The 15,902-nt window shown below is 63.8% G+C and carries 19 protein-coding genes; 4 read left to right on the top strand and 15 right to left on the bottom strand.

Translation table 11 applies throughout. The features are described from left to right. Positions 1 to 413: 413 nt before the first annotated feature. Positions 414 to 1,547, top strand: coding sequence for an ornithine/lysine decarboxylase (odc2, locus tag LHFGNBLO_RS14990; RefSeq protein WP_258608560.1), 1,134 nt, complete (start codon positions 414 to 416; stop codon positions 1,545 to 1,547). A 90-nt stretch (positions 1,548 to 1,637) separates the two neighbouring features. Beyond that, a complete protein-coding gene (locus LHFGNBLO_RS14995; RefSeq protein ID WP_258608562.1) occupies positions 1,638 to 2,207 on the top strand; it encodes a GNAT family N-acetyltransferase in 570 nt (189 codons plus the stop codon). Between the two features lie 52 nt (positions 2,208 to 2,259). Here the strand turns inward: LHFGNBLO_RS14995 and LHFGNBLO_RS15000 are convergent, their stop codons facing one another. The 8 genes from LHFGNBLO_RS15000 to flhA all read right to left on the bottom strand — a co-directional run bounded on the left by LHFGNBLO_RS15000 (position 2,260) and on the right by flhA (position 8,763). Then, positions 2,260 to 2,544, bottom strand: coding sequence for an SCP2 sterol-binding domain-containing protein (locus LHFGNBLO_RS15000; protein ID WP_258608564.1), 285 nt, complete (start codon positions 2,542 to 2,544; stop codon positions 2,260 to 2,262). 203 nt (positions 2,545 to 2,747) lie between these two features. After that, on the bottom strand, positions 2,748 to 3,269 hold the full coding sequence (locus LHFGNBLO_RS15005; RefSeq protein ID WP_258608565.1) for a hypothetical protein: 522 nt from the start codon (positions 3,267 to 3,269) through the stop codon (positions 2,748 to 2,750). A 40-nt stretch (positions 3,270 to 3,309) separates the two neighbouring features. Then, positions 3,310 to 3,735: a hypothetical protein gene (locus LHFGNBLO_RS15010; protein ID WP_258608570.1), complete on the bottom strand. Its 426-nt coding sequence runs from the start codon at positions 3,733 to 3,735 to the stop codon at positions 3,310 to 3,312. A 12-nt stretch (positions 3,736 to 3,747) separates the two neighbouring features. Further along, the gene (locus LHFGNBLO_RS15015; protein WP_258608571.1) at positions 3,748 to 4,299 is read right to left on the bottom strand and encodes a rod-binding protein; all 552 of its coding nucleotides are present in this window, start codon (positions 4,297 to 4,299) and stop codon (positions 3,748 to 3,750) included. A gap of 164 nt (positions 4,300 to 4,463) precedes the next feature. Continuing rightward, entirely contained in the window at positions 4,464 to 5,423 is a 960-nt protein-coding gene (locus LHFGNBLO_RS15020; protein WP_258608572.1) for a DMT family transporter, read from the bottom strand. A gap of 114 nt (positions 5,424 to 5,537) precedes the next feature. Continuing rightward, positions 5,538 to 5,921, bottom strand: coding sequence for a hypothetical protein (locus LHFGNBLO_RS15025; protein WP_258608573.1), 384 nt, complete (start codon positions 5,919 to 5,921; stop codon positions 5,538 to 5,540). Between the two features lie 5 nt (positions 5,922 to 5,926). Continuing rightward, the gene (fliR, locus tag LHFGNBLO_RS15030; protein WP_258608574.1) at positions 5,927 to 6,679 is read right to left on the bottom strand and encodes a flagellar biosynthetic protein FliR; all 753 of its coding nucleotides are present in this window, start codon (positions 6,677 to 6,679) and stop codon (positions 5,927 to 5,929) included. Next, a complete protein-coding gene (gene flhA, locus LHFGNBLO_RS15035) occupies positions 6,676 to 8,763 on the bottom strand; it encodes a flagellar biosynthesis protein FlhA (RefSeq protein ID WP_258608575.1) in 2,088 nt (695 codons plus the stop codon). The genes fliR and flhA overlap by 4 nt, the downstream gene beginning before the upstream one ends. A 119-nt stretch (positions 8,764 to 8,882) precedes the next feature. Between flhA and LHFGNBLO_RS15040 the strand changes: the two genes are divergently transcribed. Together LHFGNBLO_RS15040 and LHFGNBLO_RS15045 are read left to right on the top strand one after the other, a co-directional pair. Next, positions 8,883 to 9,182: a putative quinol monooxygenase gene (locus LHFGNBLO_RS15040; RefSeq protein ID WP_258608576.1), complete on the top strand. Its 300-nt coding sequence runs from the start codon at positions 8,883 to 8,885 to the stop codon at positions 9,180 to 9,182. A gap of 133 nt (positions 9,183 to 9,315) precedes the next feature. After that, positions 9,316 to 11,097 carry a chloride channel protein gene (locus tag LHFGNBLO_RS15045; protein ID WP_258608578.1) on the top strand — a complete coding sequence of 594 codons (1,782 nt, stop codon included), beginning with the start codon at positions 9,316 to 9,318 and terminating at the stop codon, positions 11,095 to 11,097. Positions 11,098 to 11,113: 16 nt separating this feature from the next. On the opposite strand, the gene LHFGNBLO_RS15050 is transcribed toward LHFGNBLO_RS15045, so the two are convergent. From LHFGNBLO_RS15050 to LHFGNBLO_RS15080, 7 genes are all read right to left on the bottom strand, one after another. Further along, the gene (locus LHFGNBLO_RS15050; RefSeq protein ID WP_258608580.1) at positions 11,114 to 12,757 is read right to left on the bottom strand and encodes an MFS transporter; all 1,644 of its coding nucleotides are present in this window, start codon (positions 12,755 to 12,757) and stop codon (positions 11,114 to 11,116) included. Positions 12,758 to 12,804: 47 nt separating this feature from the next. Continuing rightward, entirely contained in the window at positions 12,805 to 13,149 is a 345-nt protein-coding gene (locus LHFGNBLO_RS15055) for a hypothetical protein (RefSeq protein WP_258608582.1), read from the bottom strand. A 179-nt stretch (positions 13,150 to 13,328) separates the two neighbouring features. Next, positions 13,329 to 13,595, bottom strand: a complete 267-nt coding sequence (fliQ, locus tag LHFGNBLO_RS15060) for a flagellar biosynthesis protein FliQ (RefSeq protein ID WP_258608584.1) — start codon at positions 13,593 to 13,595, stop codon at positions 13,329 to 13,331. A gap of 28 nt (positions 13,596 to 13,623) precedes the next feature. Continuing rightward, entirely contained in the window at positions 13,624 to 14,031 is a 408-nt protein-coding gene (gene flgD, locus LHFGNBLO_RS15065) for a flagellar hook assembly protein FlgD (RefSeq protein WP_258608586.1), read from the bottom strand. Next, entirely contained in the window at positions 14,031 to 14,474 is a 444-nt protein-coding gene (flbT, locus tag LHFGNBLO_RS15070; protein WP_258608588.1) for a flagellar biosynthesis repressor FlbT, read from the bottom strand. The genes flgD and flbT overlap by 1 nt, the downstream gene beginning before the upstream one ends. Then, positions 14,471 to 14,818, bottom strand: coding sequence for a flagellar biosynthesis regulator FlaF (gene flaF, locus LHFGNBLO_RS15075; protein WP_258608590.1), 348 nt, complete (start codon positions 14,816 to 14,818; stop codon positions 14,471 to 14,473). The genes flbT and flaF overlap by 4 nt, the downstream gene beginning before the upstream one ends. Before the next feature lie 32 nt (positions 14,819 to 14,850). Beyond that, positions 14,851 to 15,900, bottom strand: a complete 1,050-nt coding sequence (locus LHFGNBLO_RS15080; protein WP_258608591.1) for a flagellar hook-associated family protein — start codon at positions 15,898 to 15,900, stop codon at positions 14,851 to 14,853. Positions 15,901 to 15,902 lie beyond the last annotated feature (2 nt).

Here is a 15,902-nt window from a genome sequence, read left to right on the forward strand (position 1 = left end):
CCTGTGGGTGTCCGCCGATCCTCGAATGGTGAGGGATATCGGTAAGGTAACTGGAGCCAACCCCTCCAGTCGGTTTAGCGGCCAACCGCCAGACCGAGGACACCTTGAAGCAACGACGGTGCGGGCCTTTCTGGTGTTCTGCCGGTCGTCCAAAGACCGGGGTTACTGAAGAGGCACACCTTCATTGCCGGCAGTGCGGACGGGTCTCCCATCCAAGCCAAGGCAGACAAAGCGAACCGAGGCCGGGCAAGGCCAAGGTTCACCGCCGCGAGACGGCGCTTCATGGTTCCGGGGTCTCCACCGGCTGGTTCCATGGATTTCCGTCCCGCCTTTGTCCACCGCGTGTTCGCGAGGCCGACAGCCCGCGTCCGCAGCCTTAGTGCGCGCCGAAAGGCGCTGATGGAGAGACCCCGATGGCTACCCAGCGCATCCTTGACTTCCTCGCCACCCGACGTCCGAGCGGCCCTTGCCTCGTCGTCGACCTCGATGTCGTGCGCGACAATTTCCACGCCTTCGAGAAGGCGCTTCCCGATTCCAAGATCTACTATGCGGTGAAAGCAAACCCGGCGCCGGAAATCCTGCGCCTGCTTGCTGCGATGGGCTCGTCCTTCGACACCGCTTCCGTTGCCGAAGTCGAGATGGCGATGGACGCCGGTGCGCCGGCGGACCGCATCTCCTTCGGCAACACCATCAAGAAGGAGCGCGACATCGCGCGCGCCTATCAGCTCGGCATCCGGCTGTTCGCGGTCGACTGCGTCGAGGAGGTCGAAAAGATCGCCCGTGTCGCTCCCGGCGCCCGCGTGTTCTGCCGCGTGCTGACCGACGGTGAAGGCGCCGAATGGCCGCTGTCGCGCAAGTTCGGCTGTGTGCCGGCGATGGCGGTCGACGTGCTGCGCCATGCCAAGGTGCTGGGCCTCGATGCCCATGGCGTGTCGTTCCATGTCGGCTCGCAGCAGACCGACCTGACCGCCTGGGACCGCGCGCTCGGCGACGCCAAGCAGGTGTTCGCGACGCTCGCCGACGAAGGCATCGTGTTGAAGATGGTCAATATGGGCGGCGGCTTCCCGACCCGCTACCTGAAGGACGTGCCGGTGGCACAGGCCTATGGCCAGGCGATCTTCTCGGCGCTGCGCAAGCACTTCGGCAACGCGCTGCCCGAGACCATCATCGAGCCGGGCCGCGGCATGGTCGGCAACGCCGGCGTCATCAAGTCGGAAGTCGTGCTGATCTCGAAGAAGGCCGCCAACGACAATGTGCGCTGGGTGTTCCTCGACATTGGCAAGTTCGGCGGTCTCGCCGAGACGATGGACGAGGCGATCCGCTACCCGATCGTCACCGCGCATGACGGCACCGAGACCGCGCCTTGCGTGCTCGCTGGCCCGACCTGCGATTCGGCCGACGTGATGTACGAGAAGACGCCGTACCCGCTGCCCTTGTCGCTGACCATCGGCGACGAGGTGCTGATCGAGGGCACCGGCGCCTACACGACGACCTACGCTTCGGTCGCCTTCAACGGCTTCGAGCCTCTCCGATCCTACGTGATCTGAAGGCTTCGGCCTTCAGATCATCCCAGGTGGGCGCCCAGTCGCCTGCCCGGGCTCGCCTGTGGACTCTCCGCTCGTGAAGGAATCGCGGAAATGGAAATGCCAGTTGAAATCGTGGGCCGCTCGCCGGCCTTTGTCATCGTCGCCGAGACCGCTGCTGATGTGGCAGCGCGTGAGGCGTTGCTCGATCGTGCCATGGGGCCGAAGCGCCGGAAGAAGTCATCGGAAAAACTGCGGCGCGGCCGCCGGCCTTCCGAAGGCCTTGCCTTTGTCGTTCGCGACGCGTCGGGCACTGTGACAGGTACCGCAAGGCTGTGGGACGTGGTGCTGGGCGAGGGCGGCCCGGCGGCGCTTCTGCTCGGTCCGCTCGCTGTCGATCCGGCGGTCAAGAACGCCGGCATCGGCTCGGCGCTGATGCGCCATGCGGTCACTGAGGCGGCACGCCTCGGCCATGCCGCGATCCTGCTGGTCGGCGATGCGCCTTACTACGAGCGCTTCGGCTTCTCTTCGGAAAAGACCGGCTCGCTCGCCATGCCGGGCCCCTATGAGCGGCACCGCTTGCTGGCGCTGGAACTGGCCGGTGGCGCGCTCGATGGCGTGCAGGGCACGCTAAGGGCTGCAGGGCGCAAGCTGAAGGCGCAGAAGCTGTCGCTCGCAGCCTGAAAAACAAAACGCCGCCCATCGGGCGGCGTTTTGCTCTTATCCGCGGATGGGGTCAGCCGAGCAATTGGCTTAGCGCCATGGCGACCGTCATGTCGCCTTCGACCTTTATCTTGCCGGACATGAACGCCATGGTCGGGTTGAGGTCGCCGGCGATCAGGGAGTCCAGATCGTCGAGCGAAAGCTTCACGGTGCAGTCGGTCGGTGCGTCGGTGTTCGATACGGTTGCACCGTCGATAACGATGACGCCGTCGCTGCCGGTGTCGAACTTCACCGAATGCTCAAACCCGGCGCTCGCCACGCGCGACCTCATCTTGTCGGCAATCTCCTGAACGCTCATGGCCGTTCTCCTCGTCTCGTTGCGTTGATGCGCATTGGCGCTTCGCGATCACGGTCGCTGGCGCATATAGCTTTGGGTTGACGTTTACGTCAACGCAGTTTGCCTGCGTCATTTTTCCGATGACGACTGGAGCAAGCCGTCAACTTTGGCAGCTCGATGATTGGCAGAGCCCCACACACGGGGTGAATCCGCCTATTGGCAGGTCAATGCCCCGCGGGCGCCGCAGGCGTTTCCGCTGCCGGCGTGGCCGGATCCTTGCGGCGGCGCATGGCGTTGTCGCGGATCTCGTCCTTGGTCAGGAAGTTGACCTGATCGATCAGCACCTCATGCACCAGTTCGGCGCCAACGCGGGTGTTGATGGTGTCGCGGATGGCGGCGCGGAAGGCGTCGAGGTCGATCGTTTCCTTCTTGGTGAAGTCGATCTGCGGATTGGAATAGAGATAGGAATAGACCTGGTCGGTCAGCAGTGCATCGGCCGGGATCGACAGCTTCTTTATCTGGTCGGGCTCGACCGTGTAGACGAGCTTGGTCAGGAAATAGCCGTCGATCTTGGAATCGCGGATCAGCGGCACTGAAATCATTTCGGTCTTGACGTAATCGAGACCGCCCAGCATCGGCTTCGGTGTTTCGCCGACGCCGGCCTCGCCGGCGGCCTGGAACGAATAGAACACCGCACCGAGCGTGGCGGCGCAGATCCAGATCGCTGCCGCGATGAATTTGATCACCGGAGATTCCCGGTTCTGCTGGGGCCAATCCTATTCGGGATCATGCCCTGGCCCATCCGAATTCCCCGGCCGAATAGGTGCCGTCGGCTTCGGCGCGCTGGATGGCGTTCTTCAACAGATTGGCGACCTCGTTGACCGCGTTGAGGTGCGCGAGGATCGCCGCCTCGTTCTTCGCCAGCTTCTGGCGCAGGCGTGTCAGGCCTTCGCGATGCTGCTCGAGGAATTCGGCTTCGCTGCCGCCCTTCATGGCGCGGGTCAGCTCATAGAGATAGCGGCTCTTGCGGGTGTTCGACGCCTTGAGGTCGTAACCGGTATCGTTGCGGATTCCGGCCGTCTCTTCCTCGACGGCTTCCTCGATGCGGCCAATGATGGCGGCAAGGTTTCCAGGCCGCGCGAACGGGATTGGTGCTTCCGACGTTGTCGTCCGCGCCGGCAGGTTGGAAGAGAATTCCGAATAGTCGGCCATGAGAATCCTGGTCTAGATTTTGATGTCGGTTTTGATTGTCGTCTCGTCGCCGGTCATCGACCGCGCGGCCTTGCGCTGCAATTCCTGGACGAGAGATGTGGACAATCGGCTCTGCTGGTCGCTCTCGGTCTTCTCCGGGCCGCCCGAAACCGGCCCGACCGGCACCGTTCGCTTGCCGTCGAGATAATGGTCGGCCAGCATCGACTTGGCGATGCCGATGCCACCGCGTGCGGCCATGACGTCGGCCAGCCGCTCGGCAAGCTGCGATTTCCACATGTCGCCGGCCAGGCCCTTACCGTATACGCCTTCGGTGTCCTTGGGCAGCATGTTCTGGATGAAGGTCTGCAGCACCATCGCTTCGAAGCGCTGGAACTTTTTTTCCGGCCCGGCCTGCTCGGCCGCGTCCGCCGTGGCGCGTGAGAGCGGCGAGATGTCGTTGACGGAAAAGCTGCCCGATGCGCCACCAGCCCGTTTCGTCAGCGCGGCGCGGGCGGCCTCGATGCCCGCGGGCTCGACGGCGCGGGCGACGTCAAGAACGATGTCGCTGGGTGGAGAAATCGCCAAGAAAGTCCGCCTTTTGCCGGGTTTCCGTGGCTGCACAATGCCCCAACAAGCTTGTGGCAGGCTTGCGAGGGAGAGGGAGGCGGAATGGGGACTTTTCGTCTGCTACGCGCCAGAGGCGGACATTCCAGGATGGCCAATTCCTCATCCTGTCGCGCGGCAGATTTCTACGCGACGCGTGCAGGACTCGGCTTCGGCTTGAGCACAGTGGCGAGCACTATGCCGGCTACGATAAAGGCAGCGCCGACCAGATCGTAGTCGTGCAAACCCTCTCCGAGCAGCAAATAGGCGAGCACGGCGACGAACACTGTTTGCAAATAGAGCAGCATGCTCGCCCTGCTCGCGCCGAGTGTTTCCACGCTTCGGTTGTAGAGATAGTACATCAAGGCGCCACCCGGGCCTGCCACATAGGCGAGTGCAAGGAAGCCATTGACGTTCATCGCCGAGCGTTCGTCGTTGAACAATTCCCACAGGTGGAAGGGCAAGGCGACCAGCGCGCCGGCTCCAAGCAGGAGCACGACCATCGGCAGGAGTTCGATGCCGAATTTGGAACGGCGCAAAAGCACCGTGTAAAGACCCCAGCAGAACGCGCTGCCAACAATCCACAACTCGCCAGGGTTGAAGCGGAGTTGAAGCAGCGCCGTCAGGTTGCCGTGCGCGACGATGACCATCATGCCGGCGAGCGCAACCAGCGCGCCAAGCGACTTCCAAAGCCCGAGGGGCTCGCCGAGCACGAAACGGGCGAGCACCATCGTCATGACAGGAGATAGCGCCATGATGATGCCGGCCGTGGTCGCGTCGGTGTCGTTGAGGCCATGGTAGATCATGCCTTGGCACAGCGTGAGGCCGATCGCCCCGACGACGACGATCTCCAGGGCTCGGGATCGTAGAAGCCCTATCATCGCGTCATGATGCCGGTGCACGATCGGCAGCAGGATGGCGAAAGCCAGGGTCAGCCGCCAGAAGCAGAGGCCCCAGGGCGGCATTTCAGGCGCAACCCATTTGGCCGCGATATACACACCAGCCGAAAGAAGCCAGCATAGGACGGCGGCCGGATAGCCGGTCATGGAGGATGTGGAGCCAACGGCAGGTTGCTCTGCTTGATGAGCTATCGGCATTGCCTGCATGTCATGACCTCCCCTTCAATGAACGGTAGCCCAAGGACGTACCCGCAATATATCCCCATGCATCTTGTTCTGAAAATAGTGAGGTCGAAAAGAGAACCGGGGTCAAAAGCAGAATTACTCCTGCTCCCGCTTCTGCGTGATGAGGTCGAGGCGGTCGCGGTCTGAGCGTTCGCGGTCGTCGCGGCGGCGCACGTCCTTGTAGGCGCGTTCGACCATGTTGGTGCGCGCGGTGGCGGTGGCGATCAGACCGGCCTCCTGCCTGGCGCTTTCCAGGCTCGCCTCCTGGCGAACGACGGCATTGGCGATGCGGCGATGGTAAAGGTCGGGAAACAGGCCTGCCAGCGAGTCGGCCGCGTCGAAATGCTCGACCAGTTGCCTGGCCTCGGCCTCAGCCGTGGCGGCTGCGGATAGAAACGTCGCATGGCGGGTCTCGTGCAGCGCCTTCAGCTGTTCCTGCACCAGTACCAATTTCCTGAGGCGATCCTTGCGCGTGCTCATCTTGTCTATCGCGCCAGCGTGAGATCGACAAAGCCGTTGGCGAACAACGACAGCAAGGTGCCTATGGCGAAGTAGAAGATGATCAGCCCGCCGGCGATGACGAAGGGCAGCGAGATGAAATAGACCGGGATTTGCGGGGTCAGCTTGTTGACGAAGCCGATGGTCAGATTGACGAGGAGGGCATAGGCGACAAACGGACTGCCGAGGCGGATGACCAGGAAGAAGGCGTCCGACACCGTGTCGGTGACATCGACGAGGGCCGCTTGCGGGTTGAAGAAGATATTGACCGGCGCGACCGTGTAGGAGGCGACGAGCGCGCGCACGATCTCGTGGTCGAAATCGAAGACGAAGAGCAAAAGCAGTGCCGAAAACGAGATGATGGCGGCAAGTGCTGCCTGCGGCTCGGGTTCTTCGATGGCCGGCCCGCCGGCGCCGCCATAGCCGATCATCGTGGCGATGCCCGCGCCCATGAAGCGCAGCGCCTCCATGTAGAGCCTGGTCATGGCGCCGATCAGCCCGCCGACCAGAAGTTCCGAGATGATCATCGGCACCAGTATTTGCGGACGCGGATCGACGAAAGGAAAGATGCGGTCCCAGAGGAAGGTGAGCAGGCCGCCGGTGGCGGCGATCGCCACGAACAGCCTGACCTGAACCGGCACGCGGGCACTGGACAGGCCGGGCATCAGCATGAAGCAGCTGCCGATGCGGCAGAAGGCGAGGAAGGCGGCGATCACGACGCCTTGCGACAGCGCGGTCACGATATGGTCCCGAGCACCTTGATCTCGACGCCCTTGGCGATTTCGACATGGCTGAGCACCGGCAGCGTGGTGAACAGGCGCTCGATGATCATGCGCACATAGGGGCGCGCATCCGGCGCGGTAACCAGCACGAAGCGTTCACCGGCTTCGAGATGCTTGCGGATCGCCTTGGTCGCGTCCTGGCCGAACTCCTCCAGCTGGCGTGGGTCGATGTCGAATTCGCGCACCTCGCCCTTGGCGTCGCGCTTGAGGCTCTGGTGGAAGGCGAGGTCCCAGCGGTTGCCGAGGCGCAGCACCTTGAGCACGCCGCCCTCCGAGAGGTCGCCGCAGATCTGCTGGGCCATGCGGATGCGGACATGCTCGACGATCTGCTCGGTGCGACGCACGTGCGGCGCGATCTCGGCGATGGCCTCGATGATCAAATGCAGGTTGCGGATCGAGACGCGTTCGGCCAGCAGCAGCTTCAGCACCGCCTGCAGGCCGGGATAGGAGATGTGCGAGGTGCAGATCTCGTCGGCGAGCTTGCGGTATTCCGGGTCCTGGCGTTCGAGCAGCGCCTTCATGTCCTTGTAGGACAGAAGCTGAGGCAGGTTGTTGCGGATGACTTCGGAGAGATGGGTGAGCAGCACCGACATGTTGTCGGCAAAGGTGAAGTTCTCGCGCTTCAGATCCTCGGCGAAGGTTTCGAGCACCGAGAAGGCGCGCATGCCGAAGGCCGGCTCGCGGATCTCCTCGCCGGGCATGTCGGGCACGTCGCGGGTGCCGAGCAGCACCATGATCTCGCCGACGCGCATCTGGTATTCGGCGACGACGGTGCCGTGCACCTTGATCTGGTAGCTTTTCGGCGGAATGGCGAAATCGTCGGCGACACGCACTTCCGGCACGACGAAGCCATATTGCGTGGCAAACTTCTTGCGCATCTTGGCCATGCGGAAGACCAGTTCCTGATGCGACACCAGCAGCCTTGTCGACAGCTGCTTGCCGATCAGAAGTTCGATCTCGGCAGTGGCGAGCGAGGCCTTGACCGAGTTCTTTTCCTCCTCGACCTTGGTGGCCTTCTCCTGGTCCTTGACCGCTTCGGCGGCGGCGACGGCGCGGTTGTGGCGCATCGGGATGATGTAGCCGAGGCCGGCCATGCCGCCGGCGAGCGCGAAGAACGGAAAAAACGGCAGGCCGGGCATCAGGCCAAGAAGGACGAGCAGCGATGCCGCGACGTAGAGCGCGCGCGGGTGGGCGCCGAGCTGGCCGAACACCGCCTGGTTGGTCGAGCCGCGGGTGCCGCCCTTGGAGACGAGCAGGCCGGCGGCGAGCGAGACGATCAGCGCCGGGATCTGGGTGACGAGGCCGTCGCCGACCGACAGCTTGATGAACACGTCGGCGGCTTCGCCCATGCCCATGCCATGGCGGATATAGCCGATGGCGATGCCGCCGACGATGTTGATGGCGGTGATGATGAGGCCGGCAATGGCGTCGCCACGCACGAATTTCGAAGCACCGTCCATGGAGCCGAAGAAGGACGATTCCTCCTCCAGTTCGCGGCGACGCAATTGTGCCGTCTTGTCGTCGATCATGCCGGCGGACAGGTCGGCGTCGATCGACATCTGCTTGCCCGGGATAGCATCGAGCGTGAAGCGCGCGCCGACCTCGGCGATGCGGGTGGCGCCCTTGGTGATGACGATGAAGTTGACCACGATCAGGATCATGAAGACGATGAGGCCGATGACGAAATCGCTCGCCATTACCAGCTTGGAGAAACCGGCGATGACGTAGCCGGCGGCGTGGGTGCCTTCATTGCCATGCGCCAGGATCATGCGCGTGGTGGCGATGTTGAGCGATAGCCTGAGCATGGTGGCGATGAGCAGGACGGTCGGGAACGAGGAGAAGTCGAGCGGCCTCTGGATCCACAGCGCCACCATCAGGATCAGCACCGACAGCGCGATCGAGAAGGCAAGGCCGATGTCGATGAGGAAGGCCGGGATCGGCAGGAACAGCACGGCCAGGATGATGACGATGCCGATCGCGAAGAAGACGTCGCGGCCGTTCTTGGCAACCGCGCCGGGCTGAATGCTTTCGCTGATCGCCATGTCTTCCCCAAATCACAAGCCTGCCCGTGCGGCAGCCTGGTGAGCCTAAGCGACCAAGCTTGCGCGAGGGTGGGAGACTGGCTACTGCACCGTGCCCCGAGCCTTCGAAAGGAAACCCCATGCTGTTGATCATTGGCACCGTCCGCTTGCCGCCGGACAAGCTTGAGGAGGCAAAGCCGGTGATGGAGCGGATGATTCTGGGCAGCCGCGCCGAGCCAGGCTGCATTGAATATTCCTACGCGCAGGATGTGCTCGACCCGGGGCTCATTCGGGTAACCGAGGTCTGGAGCGACAGGGTCGCGCTGGATGCGCATTTCCGCTCGGCACATATTCAAAGCTGGCGTGCAAGCTGGCCGGGGCTTGGCATCCGCGACCGCAATCTCGTGCTCTATGAGGCGGGTGAGCCCAAGCCGATCTGATCGGCAGCGGCCTTTCGCTTTCGTCGCCAGGTCGCGCCACATGGCTGCTTTGGACTGCCGGCGTCGTGGTTGCCATGCTCCGTCGCCGGGCGTATCAGGCTTCACTTCCCTTGGATATCGGCGAGCCGCCCCGGTGCCTTCCAGAAACCAACCGCAAGTCTATGCCCGCCGGCTTCGCGCGGTGCTCGTCAGATCGATCCCGCTGCTCGAAGCGCGCGGCATCGTCGTGGTCATTCTGGCTGGTATCGTCGGGGTGATGGCTGGCGTGCTCGTCACAGCCATGAGCCAGCTGGTGCTGAGCATGCATGGGCTATTGTTCGGCGTTCAGCCCGGCGGCCGGCTTTCGGCAATGTTTTCCCTGCAGAGCCCGGTGCAGGCGCTGATACCGGCGATCGGCGGCATCCTGCTCGGGCTGACGGTGATCTGGCTGCGAAAGTGGAAATTCCGCACCCCGGTCGATCCAATCGAGGCCAACGCGCTCTATGGCGGGCGCATGTCACTCACCGACACCTTCATCATCGCCGGGCAGACGATGATCTCGAGCGGCTTTGGCGCCTCGGTCGGATTGGAGGCGGGCTATACGCAGGTCGGTTCCGGACTGGCCTCGCGGCTGGCGCGCGCCTTCAGGCTGCGCCGCAACGATGTCCGCATCCTGGTCGGCTGCGGTGCCGCCGGCGCGATCGCCGCTGCCTTCGACGCGCCGCTGACCGGCGCCTTCTACGGCTTCGAGCTGGTTATCGGCATCTATTCGGTCGCCAATGTTGCGCCGGTCATGACCGCCGCGATCTGCGCCTCGCTGACCGCCGAAATCTTCGGCGTGGTTCCGTTTCCGCTGGAGCTCTCCGGCCTGCCGGCACTCACTGTCAGCCAGTATCTGCCGTTCCTGCTGCTCGGGTTGTTGGGCGGTGCTGCCTCGATTGCCATCATGCATCTGGTGAGCCTGATCGAGCGCGGTTTCGCGCGGCTGTCGATCGATGCCTCGCTGCGTCCTTTCATCGGTGGCGTGCTCGTCGGGCTGCTGGGGCTGGTCACGCCGCAGGTACTGTCCAGCGGTCATGGCGCACTGCACCGCGAGTTCGCGATGAATTACGGGCTGGCCGTGGTCGCAAGCGTCTTTGTGCTGAAGCTGGCGGCATCGGCAATCTCGCTCGGCTCCGGCTTTCGCGGCGGATTGTTCTTCGCCTCGCTGTTCCTCGGCGCCTTGCTCGGCAAGATGTTCGCCGGTGTGATGGCCCTGGTCTCGCCGGCGACCGGCATCGACCCCGCCGTTGCTGCCGTCGTCGGCATGACCTCGCTGGCCGTCGGCGTCGTCGGCGGTCCGCTGACGATGACGTTCCTGGCGCTGGAATCGACCCGCGACCTGACGCTCACCGGTGTGGTGCTGGCGGCCTCGATCATGGCGGCGATCCTGGTGCGCGAAACCTTCGGTTATTCCTTCTCGACATGGCGTTTCCACCTGCGTGGCGAGACGATCCGCAGCGCCCATGATGTCGGCTGGATGCGCAGCCTGACGGTCGGCTCGATGATGCGAAAGGATGTCCGCACAATCGACGCCTCGAAGACGCTTGCGGACTTTCGCAAGGGGGTGCCGCTGGGTTCAGCGCAGCGCGTCATCGCGGTGGATACCGGGCAGCACTATATGGGCGTGCTGATCGTCGCCGAACTGCACAGCGACCAGTCCGATGGCGAGACGCCGGTGCTATCGCTGGCGAAGTTTAGGGATGCCGTCCTGGTGCCGAGCATGAACGTCCAGTCCGCGGCCGAGACCTTCCAGCGCGCCGGCGCCGAGGAACTGGCGGTGGTCGAGGATTTCGCCGATCAGGTCGTCGTCGGGCTGTTGACCGAGGGCCATCTGATGCGGCGCTATGCCGAGGAGTTGGACAAGGCGCGGCGGGACCTGTCGGGCGAAGGTTAGAGTCGCCCCGATAGCGTCAGTGCTCGATCGGTCCTTTCGGCAGAACGAGTGCCGTACCGGCGGTCGTCGGGCGCTCGATCATGCGACGCACGCGCGGCGGCTCGTCGCCACTGTGCAGCGCCCGCACGCGTTCGCTGACGACGGCGTCGGCATGGGTGGCCCGCCTGTTGTGGCGGATATATTCGAGCCATGTCGGCGTGTGGTAGTGCTCGATCCATATTGCGGGATTTTCGAGGTCGCGCGCCAGTGTCCAGTTGCGGGCGCCGTCACGGCGGCGGATGCGGCCGCGTTCGGCCATGGTGGCGAGAAACTCCGGCACGTCCTCTTCGCGGATGATGTACTCGATCATGATGGCGATGGGACCGCTGCGCGGCTTGAGGTCGAGCGCAAGATGCGGTTCCTTGAAGCGGTTGAGCGGATCGAGGTTGAGCACCGCCTGTTGTGGGAGAGGCAGCAGCAGGCCGATCGCGCCGCCGGCCAGCATCGCGATGCTGGCGGCGATCAGCGCGGTCTCGGCGCCATGCGCGTCGGCGACGACGCCCCAGACCCAGCTGCCGAGCGCGATGCCGCCGAAGGTCGCCGTCTGGTAGACCGAAAGCACCCGGCCGACCACCCAGCGCGGCGTCGACATCTGCACCGTGATGTTGAAATGCGACAGCGCGATCACCCAGCAGGCGCCGCCGACGAGCAGTCCGAGCGACGTCAGCCAGGCATTGTCACTGATGGCGGCATTGAGGGCGCAGAGCGCGAAGCCGGCGAATGCCATGCGCACCATCGTCTCGCTGGACAGGATCTGCCGTAGCCGGACGCTGATCAGCGCGCCGCCGACCGCGCCGATGCCGAAAGCACCGAGCATGATGCCGTAGGTCAAGGCGTCACCCCTAACGACGTCGCGCGCGACCAGCGGCAGCAGCGCCAGCACCGCGCCGGCGCTGAAGCCGAAAGCCGCACCCCTGACCAGCACCTTGCCGATATTGGGCGACATGGCGACGTAGCGCAGGCCGGCGCCCATCGCCGCGCCCAGCGTCTCGCGCGGCAGTGTCGACGCCGGCAGGTCCGGCTTCCAGCGGGCGAGCACGATAATGAGGCCGACATAGCTCAGCGCGTTTGCGGCAAAGGCTGCGGCCGCGCCCGCTGCGGCAACGATGATGCCGCCGATCGCCGGGCCGACGCTGCGCGTCAGGTTGAAGCCGAGCGAGTTGAGGGCGACGGCCGCCGGCAGCTTGGGGCGCGGAACCATATCGCCGACCGAAGCCTGCCACGACGGGCTGTTCAGAGCCGTGCCGCTGTCGATCAGGAAGGTGAAGGCAAGCAGCGTCCATGGCGTTATCAGGCCAAACCAGGTGAACAGGGTCAGAAGCACCGAGACGACCAGCATGAAGATCTGGGCGACCAGCATCACCTTGCGCCGGTTGAAGCTGTCGGCGATGGCGCCGGCGAGGAGCGCAAACAGCATGATCGGCAAGGTGGTCGACGCCTGGACGAGCGCGACCTGGTAGGACGAGGTGGCGATGGTGGTCATCATCCAGGCAGCACCGACGCCCTGGATCAGGCCACCGAAATTCGACACCAGGCTGGCCGACCATACGGCACGGAAAATGCCGTGCCTGAACGGTGCCAGCGCCGAGACGCGTTCGCTGGCCGGCTCGTCATCGATCATAAATACTGTCCGCCTTCACGTGCTGGTTTCGTCTGCTCACTCGACCGTCATACCGTCCCTTCCAAGTACAGCACGGCGCCGCAAAGGGCGAACCCCTCTTCGAAAAAGATCATGATCCAGCAACAGGATAGCGAAGGCAAAAATACGTCAGGACGTGACAGTCTCTTGCCCAGCGCAAGGTTCTCATTGGTCCACGTCAGGGCGTCTCTGCGGGTCGCATGCAGCGCTTCGGTGGGGTGGCCCATAGCGTCGCCGACGTGAAGGCGCAGGAAAGGCTCCATGCCGACGAGCCGCAGCCATGACGGTTCATCCCGCCGCGCCAGATCGACAAGATCTTCCACGGACGCCGCAGGCCATTTCATGGCATCGCGCAAAAACCCACCGCGCAGCAAGCCGTGTGTGCCGGCCGAGAGCTATTCCGCACATGGCCTGCCGGTCGGTCTTGCCTGCTTCATGGCATTCCAAGAAATCATCGGGACAAATGGCGCCGCGGGCAGAGCAGCGCCTTGCCACGAAGGTGCACAATCTAGCCGGAACCCCGTGGGTCGCAAGCGCTGCCCAAGGCCGGTGCCTAGAAGCCGTTCTCGATGCGCTCGAAGATGACGTTGGTGAACGCCGATATCTGGCTGCCGATAAACGGGCCGGTCAGGGCCACGACCAGCATGATGGCGACGATCTTCGGCACGAACGTCAGCGTGATTTCCTGGATCTGGGTCAAGGCCTGGATCAGAGCGATGCCGATGCCGACGACCATGGCGACCAGCACCACCGGGGCGGAAGCGGTCAGTACCGTCCACACCGCATACTGGACGATGTCGAGAGCATCAGCCTCGTTCATGGGATGGGACCCTGGCTTGAGATCGGCCCTAGCTTGCCGCCTTGACCGAGACGCCCGGGCCGACCGCGACTTCCGTCCCGTTCTGCAGCACCGCGATGAGGCCGCTGCTGGCGAGTCGCACCGATGCCACCGTGCCGGTGGTCTTGCCGTCGGCGGAGGTGATCGAACGGCCGATCAGGGCATCCGCCTGCGACAATGCCGAGGACTGCATGATCTGGTCAAGCTTGGTGTTCGTCTGCACCGATTGCTCGACCTGCGAAAAGGTGGCGAGCTGGGCAACGTATTGCGTCGAATCCATCGGCTTGGTCGGATCCTGGTTCTTCATTTCGGCGATCAGCAGCTTCAGGAACGACTGGTAGTCGACCGCTGTCTTGGAGGTCGACTGGCTGGCCTGGTTGGCGCCGGTCGGTATCGTCGTCGTCATGTCCACGTTCATCAGTATCGTGCTCCCACAGCCAGCGGGCGCTGCGCACCCGGAATATCGTCATTGCCGCCAAGCGCGCGGCGTTCGAGCGGATAGAGCGCGCGGATCGCCTTCAGCGCCTCGTAGATATGATCCTCACCGACCATGCGGTCGATCTGCTTCAGCGCGCCGCAAATCTGTTCGTCGGCGAAGCTTGCCAGCAGCAAGGGCAGCGAACGGCGGAACATCTCGCGCGCGTCGGCGGCGCCAGGCGGGTTCATCAGCATGACCTGGAGAATGAAATACAGCTGCTTGAGCGGCGTCGATGCGTCCTCGGGCTGGATCACATGGCTTTCAAGCAGGAACTGCACGTCGTTCATCAGTTCGACGGTGACCTTGCGGTCGACGCGGATGACGGCACCGTTGATGTAGATTTTCTCGTTCGGCTTCAGCGATATCTTCAGCGTGTTGCTCATTGAATGCCGTCCCTGATGATCTGGGACACTTCGATCAGCCCTTCGAAATTGTCCGTGCGGCCCTGGCGGATGTCCTCGGCCTCGCGCAGCAGCCACAATCCGATGGAGATCAGGTTGGCGCGCAGTTCCTTCGGCAAGGCGTTATCGCTTGAGCCGAGATCCTCGACGAAGGTGGTCCAAACGCGGTTGGTGAAGTGCAGCGCCTCGATCGCCTCCATCGAGTCGTGGCCGACGGCCGCCGCTGCAGACAGCATGTCGATCGAGCGGGTCAAAAGCTGCCGCTCGCGGTCCTTCGCGTCGGCAACGGAGTCGGTCTGGATGTCGGCGTAGGAGAATTGGTACATCGTTGGGGCTCTACCGTTCCGTTTCAGAGTTGTCAGGTCAGGTAATTCAACAGGCTGAGTTGCTGCAGGCGCGCTGTCAGCGCGAAAGACGTCTCGATATGCGTCGTCAGATCGGCGACGCGGGTGGCGGCTTCGGCTGGGTCGACACCTTCGAGATCGAGGATGTGCCGTTCGAAAAGATCGACTTGCGTCTTCATGCGGTCGCTGGCGTCGGACACGCGTTTCTGGACGAGGCCGGTCTGCGACTGCAGCTGGCCGAGTCCGCCCAGCGCTTCGCCGACCAGCGCTACGGAACGGGTGACGACCGAATTCTTCGCCGCCTGGCTGATGTTGCTGGAAAGCAGGCCGGTGACCATGGCGGCTGCCATGGCGAGCTTGCGAACGCCGTCCTCGTTGGCGCTGACCGAGGTCTGGGTGGTGTCGTTGAGCGCGATGCGGCTGGCGATCTGCTGGTCGGTGGCATTGGACCATGTGCCCTGCCAGCCCGAACCCAGGAACTGCGGTTCGACATTGGCGGTGATGAAGCTGTTCATCTGGGTGGCGGTGATGTTGGCCGCGGCCGGGTCGTTCTGCGTGAAACCGAAATAGGCGACGAAGGACGCGTCGAATGCGGCCTTGGCAGGTGAGCCGGCGGCGGTGAAATCATCGATCGGCTTGACGTCGGTGTTGGTGCCGGCAAACAGGTATTCGCCATTCACGCTGGTGTTGAGGATCGAGGTCAGCTGTTGCACTGCTGTCTTGCCCGCGGACTGCGTGATGCTGGCCGAGGAGTCGCCGGAAGCGGCGCTGGTCAGGCTTGAGAGCAGACTCTGCGCGACGCTGGTCATTTGGCCAAGCGAATTCTGGGTCGACGAAAGCCGCGCGGCAACCAGTGCGTTGGAATCGATGATGACATTCAGCCGGTCGAGATCGCGCGAGAAGGTCACGGCCTGAGCGGTGCGTCCACCAAGCGCCAGGCCGACGTCGGCGACCGTGCCCGTCGTCGCCTCTTTCTGGGCTTTGACGAGGTCGCTCTGCATGCGCATCTGCGAGTAGCGCAGAGCGTTTGACATGGCGGCTGAGGAGACGGATGTCGCTTTCATGG

Source organism: Mesorhizobium sp. AR10 (genome assembly GCF_024746795.1).
In the GTDB taxonomy this organism is placed as follows: domain Bacteria; phylum Pseudomonadota; class Alphaproteobacteria; order Rhizobiales; family Rhizobiaceae; genus Mesorhizobium.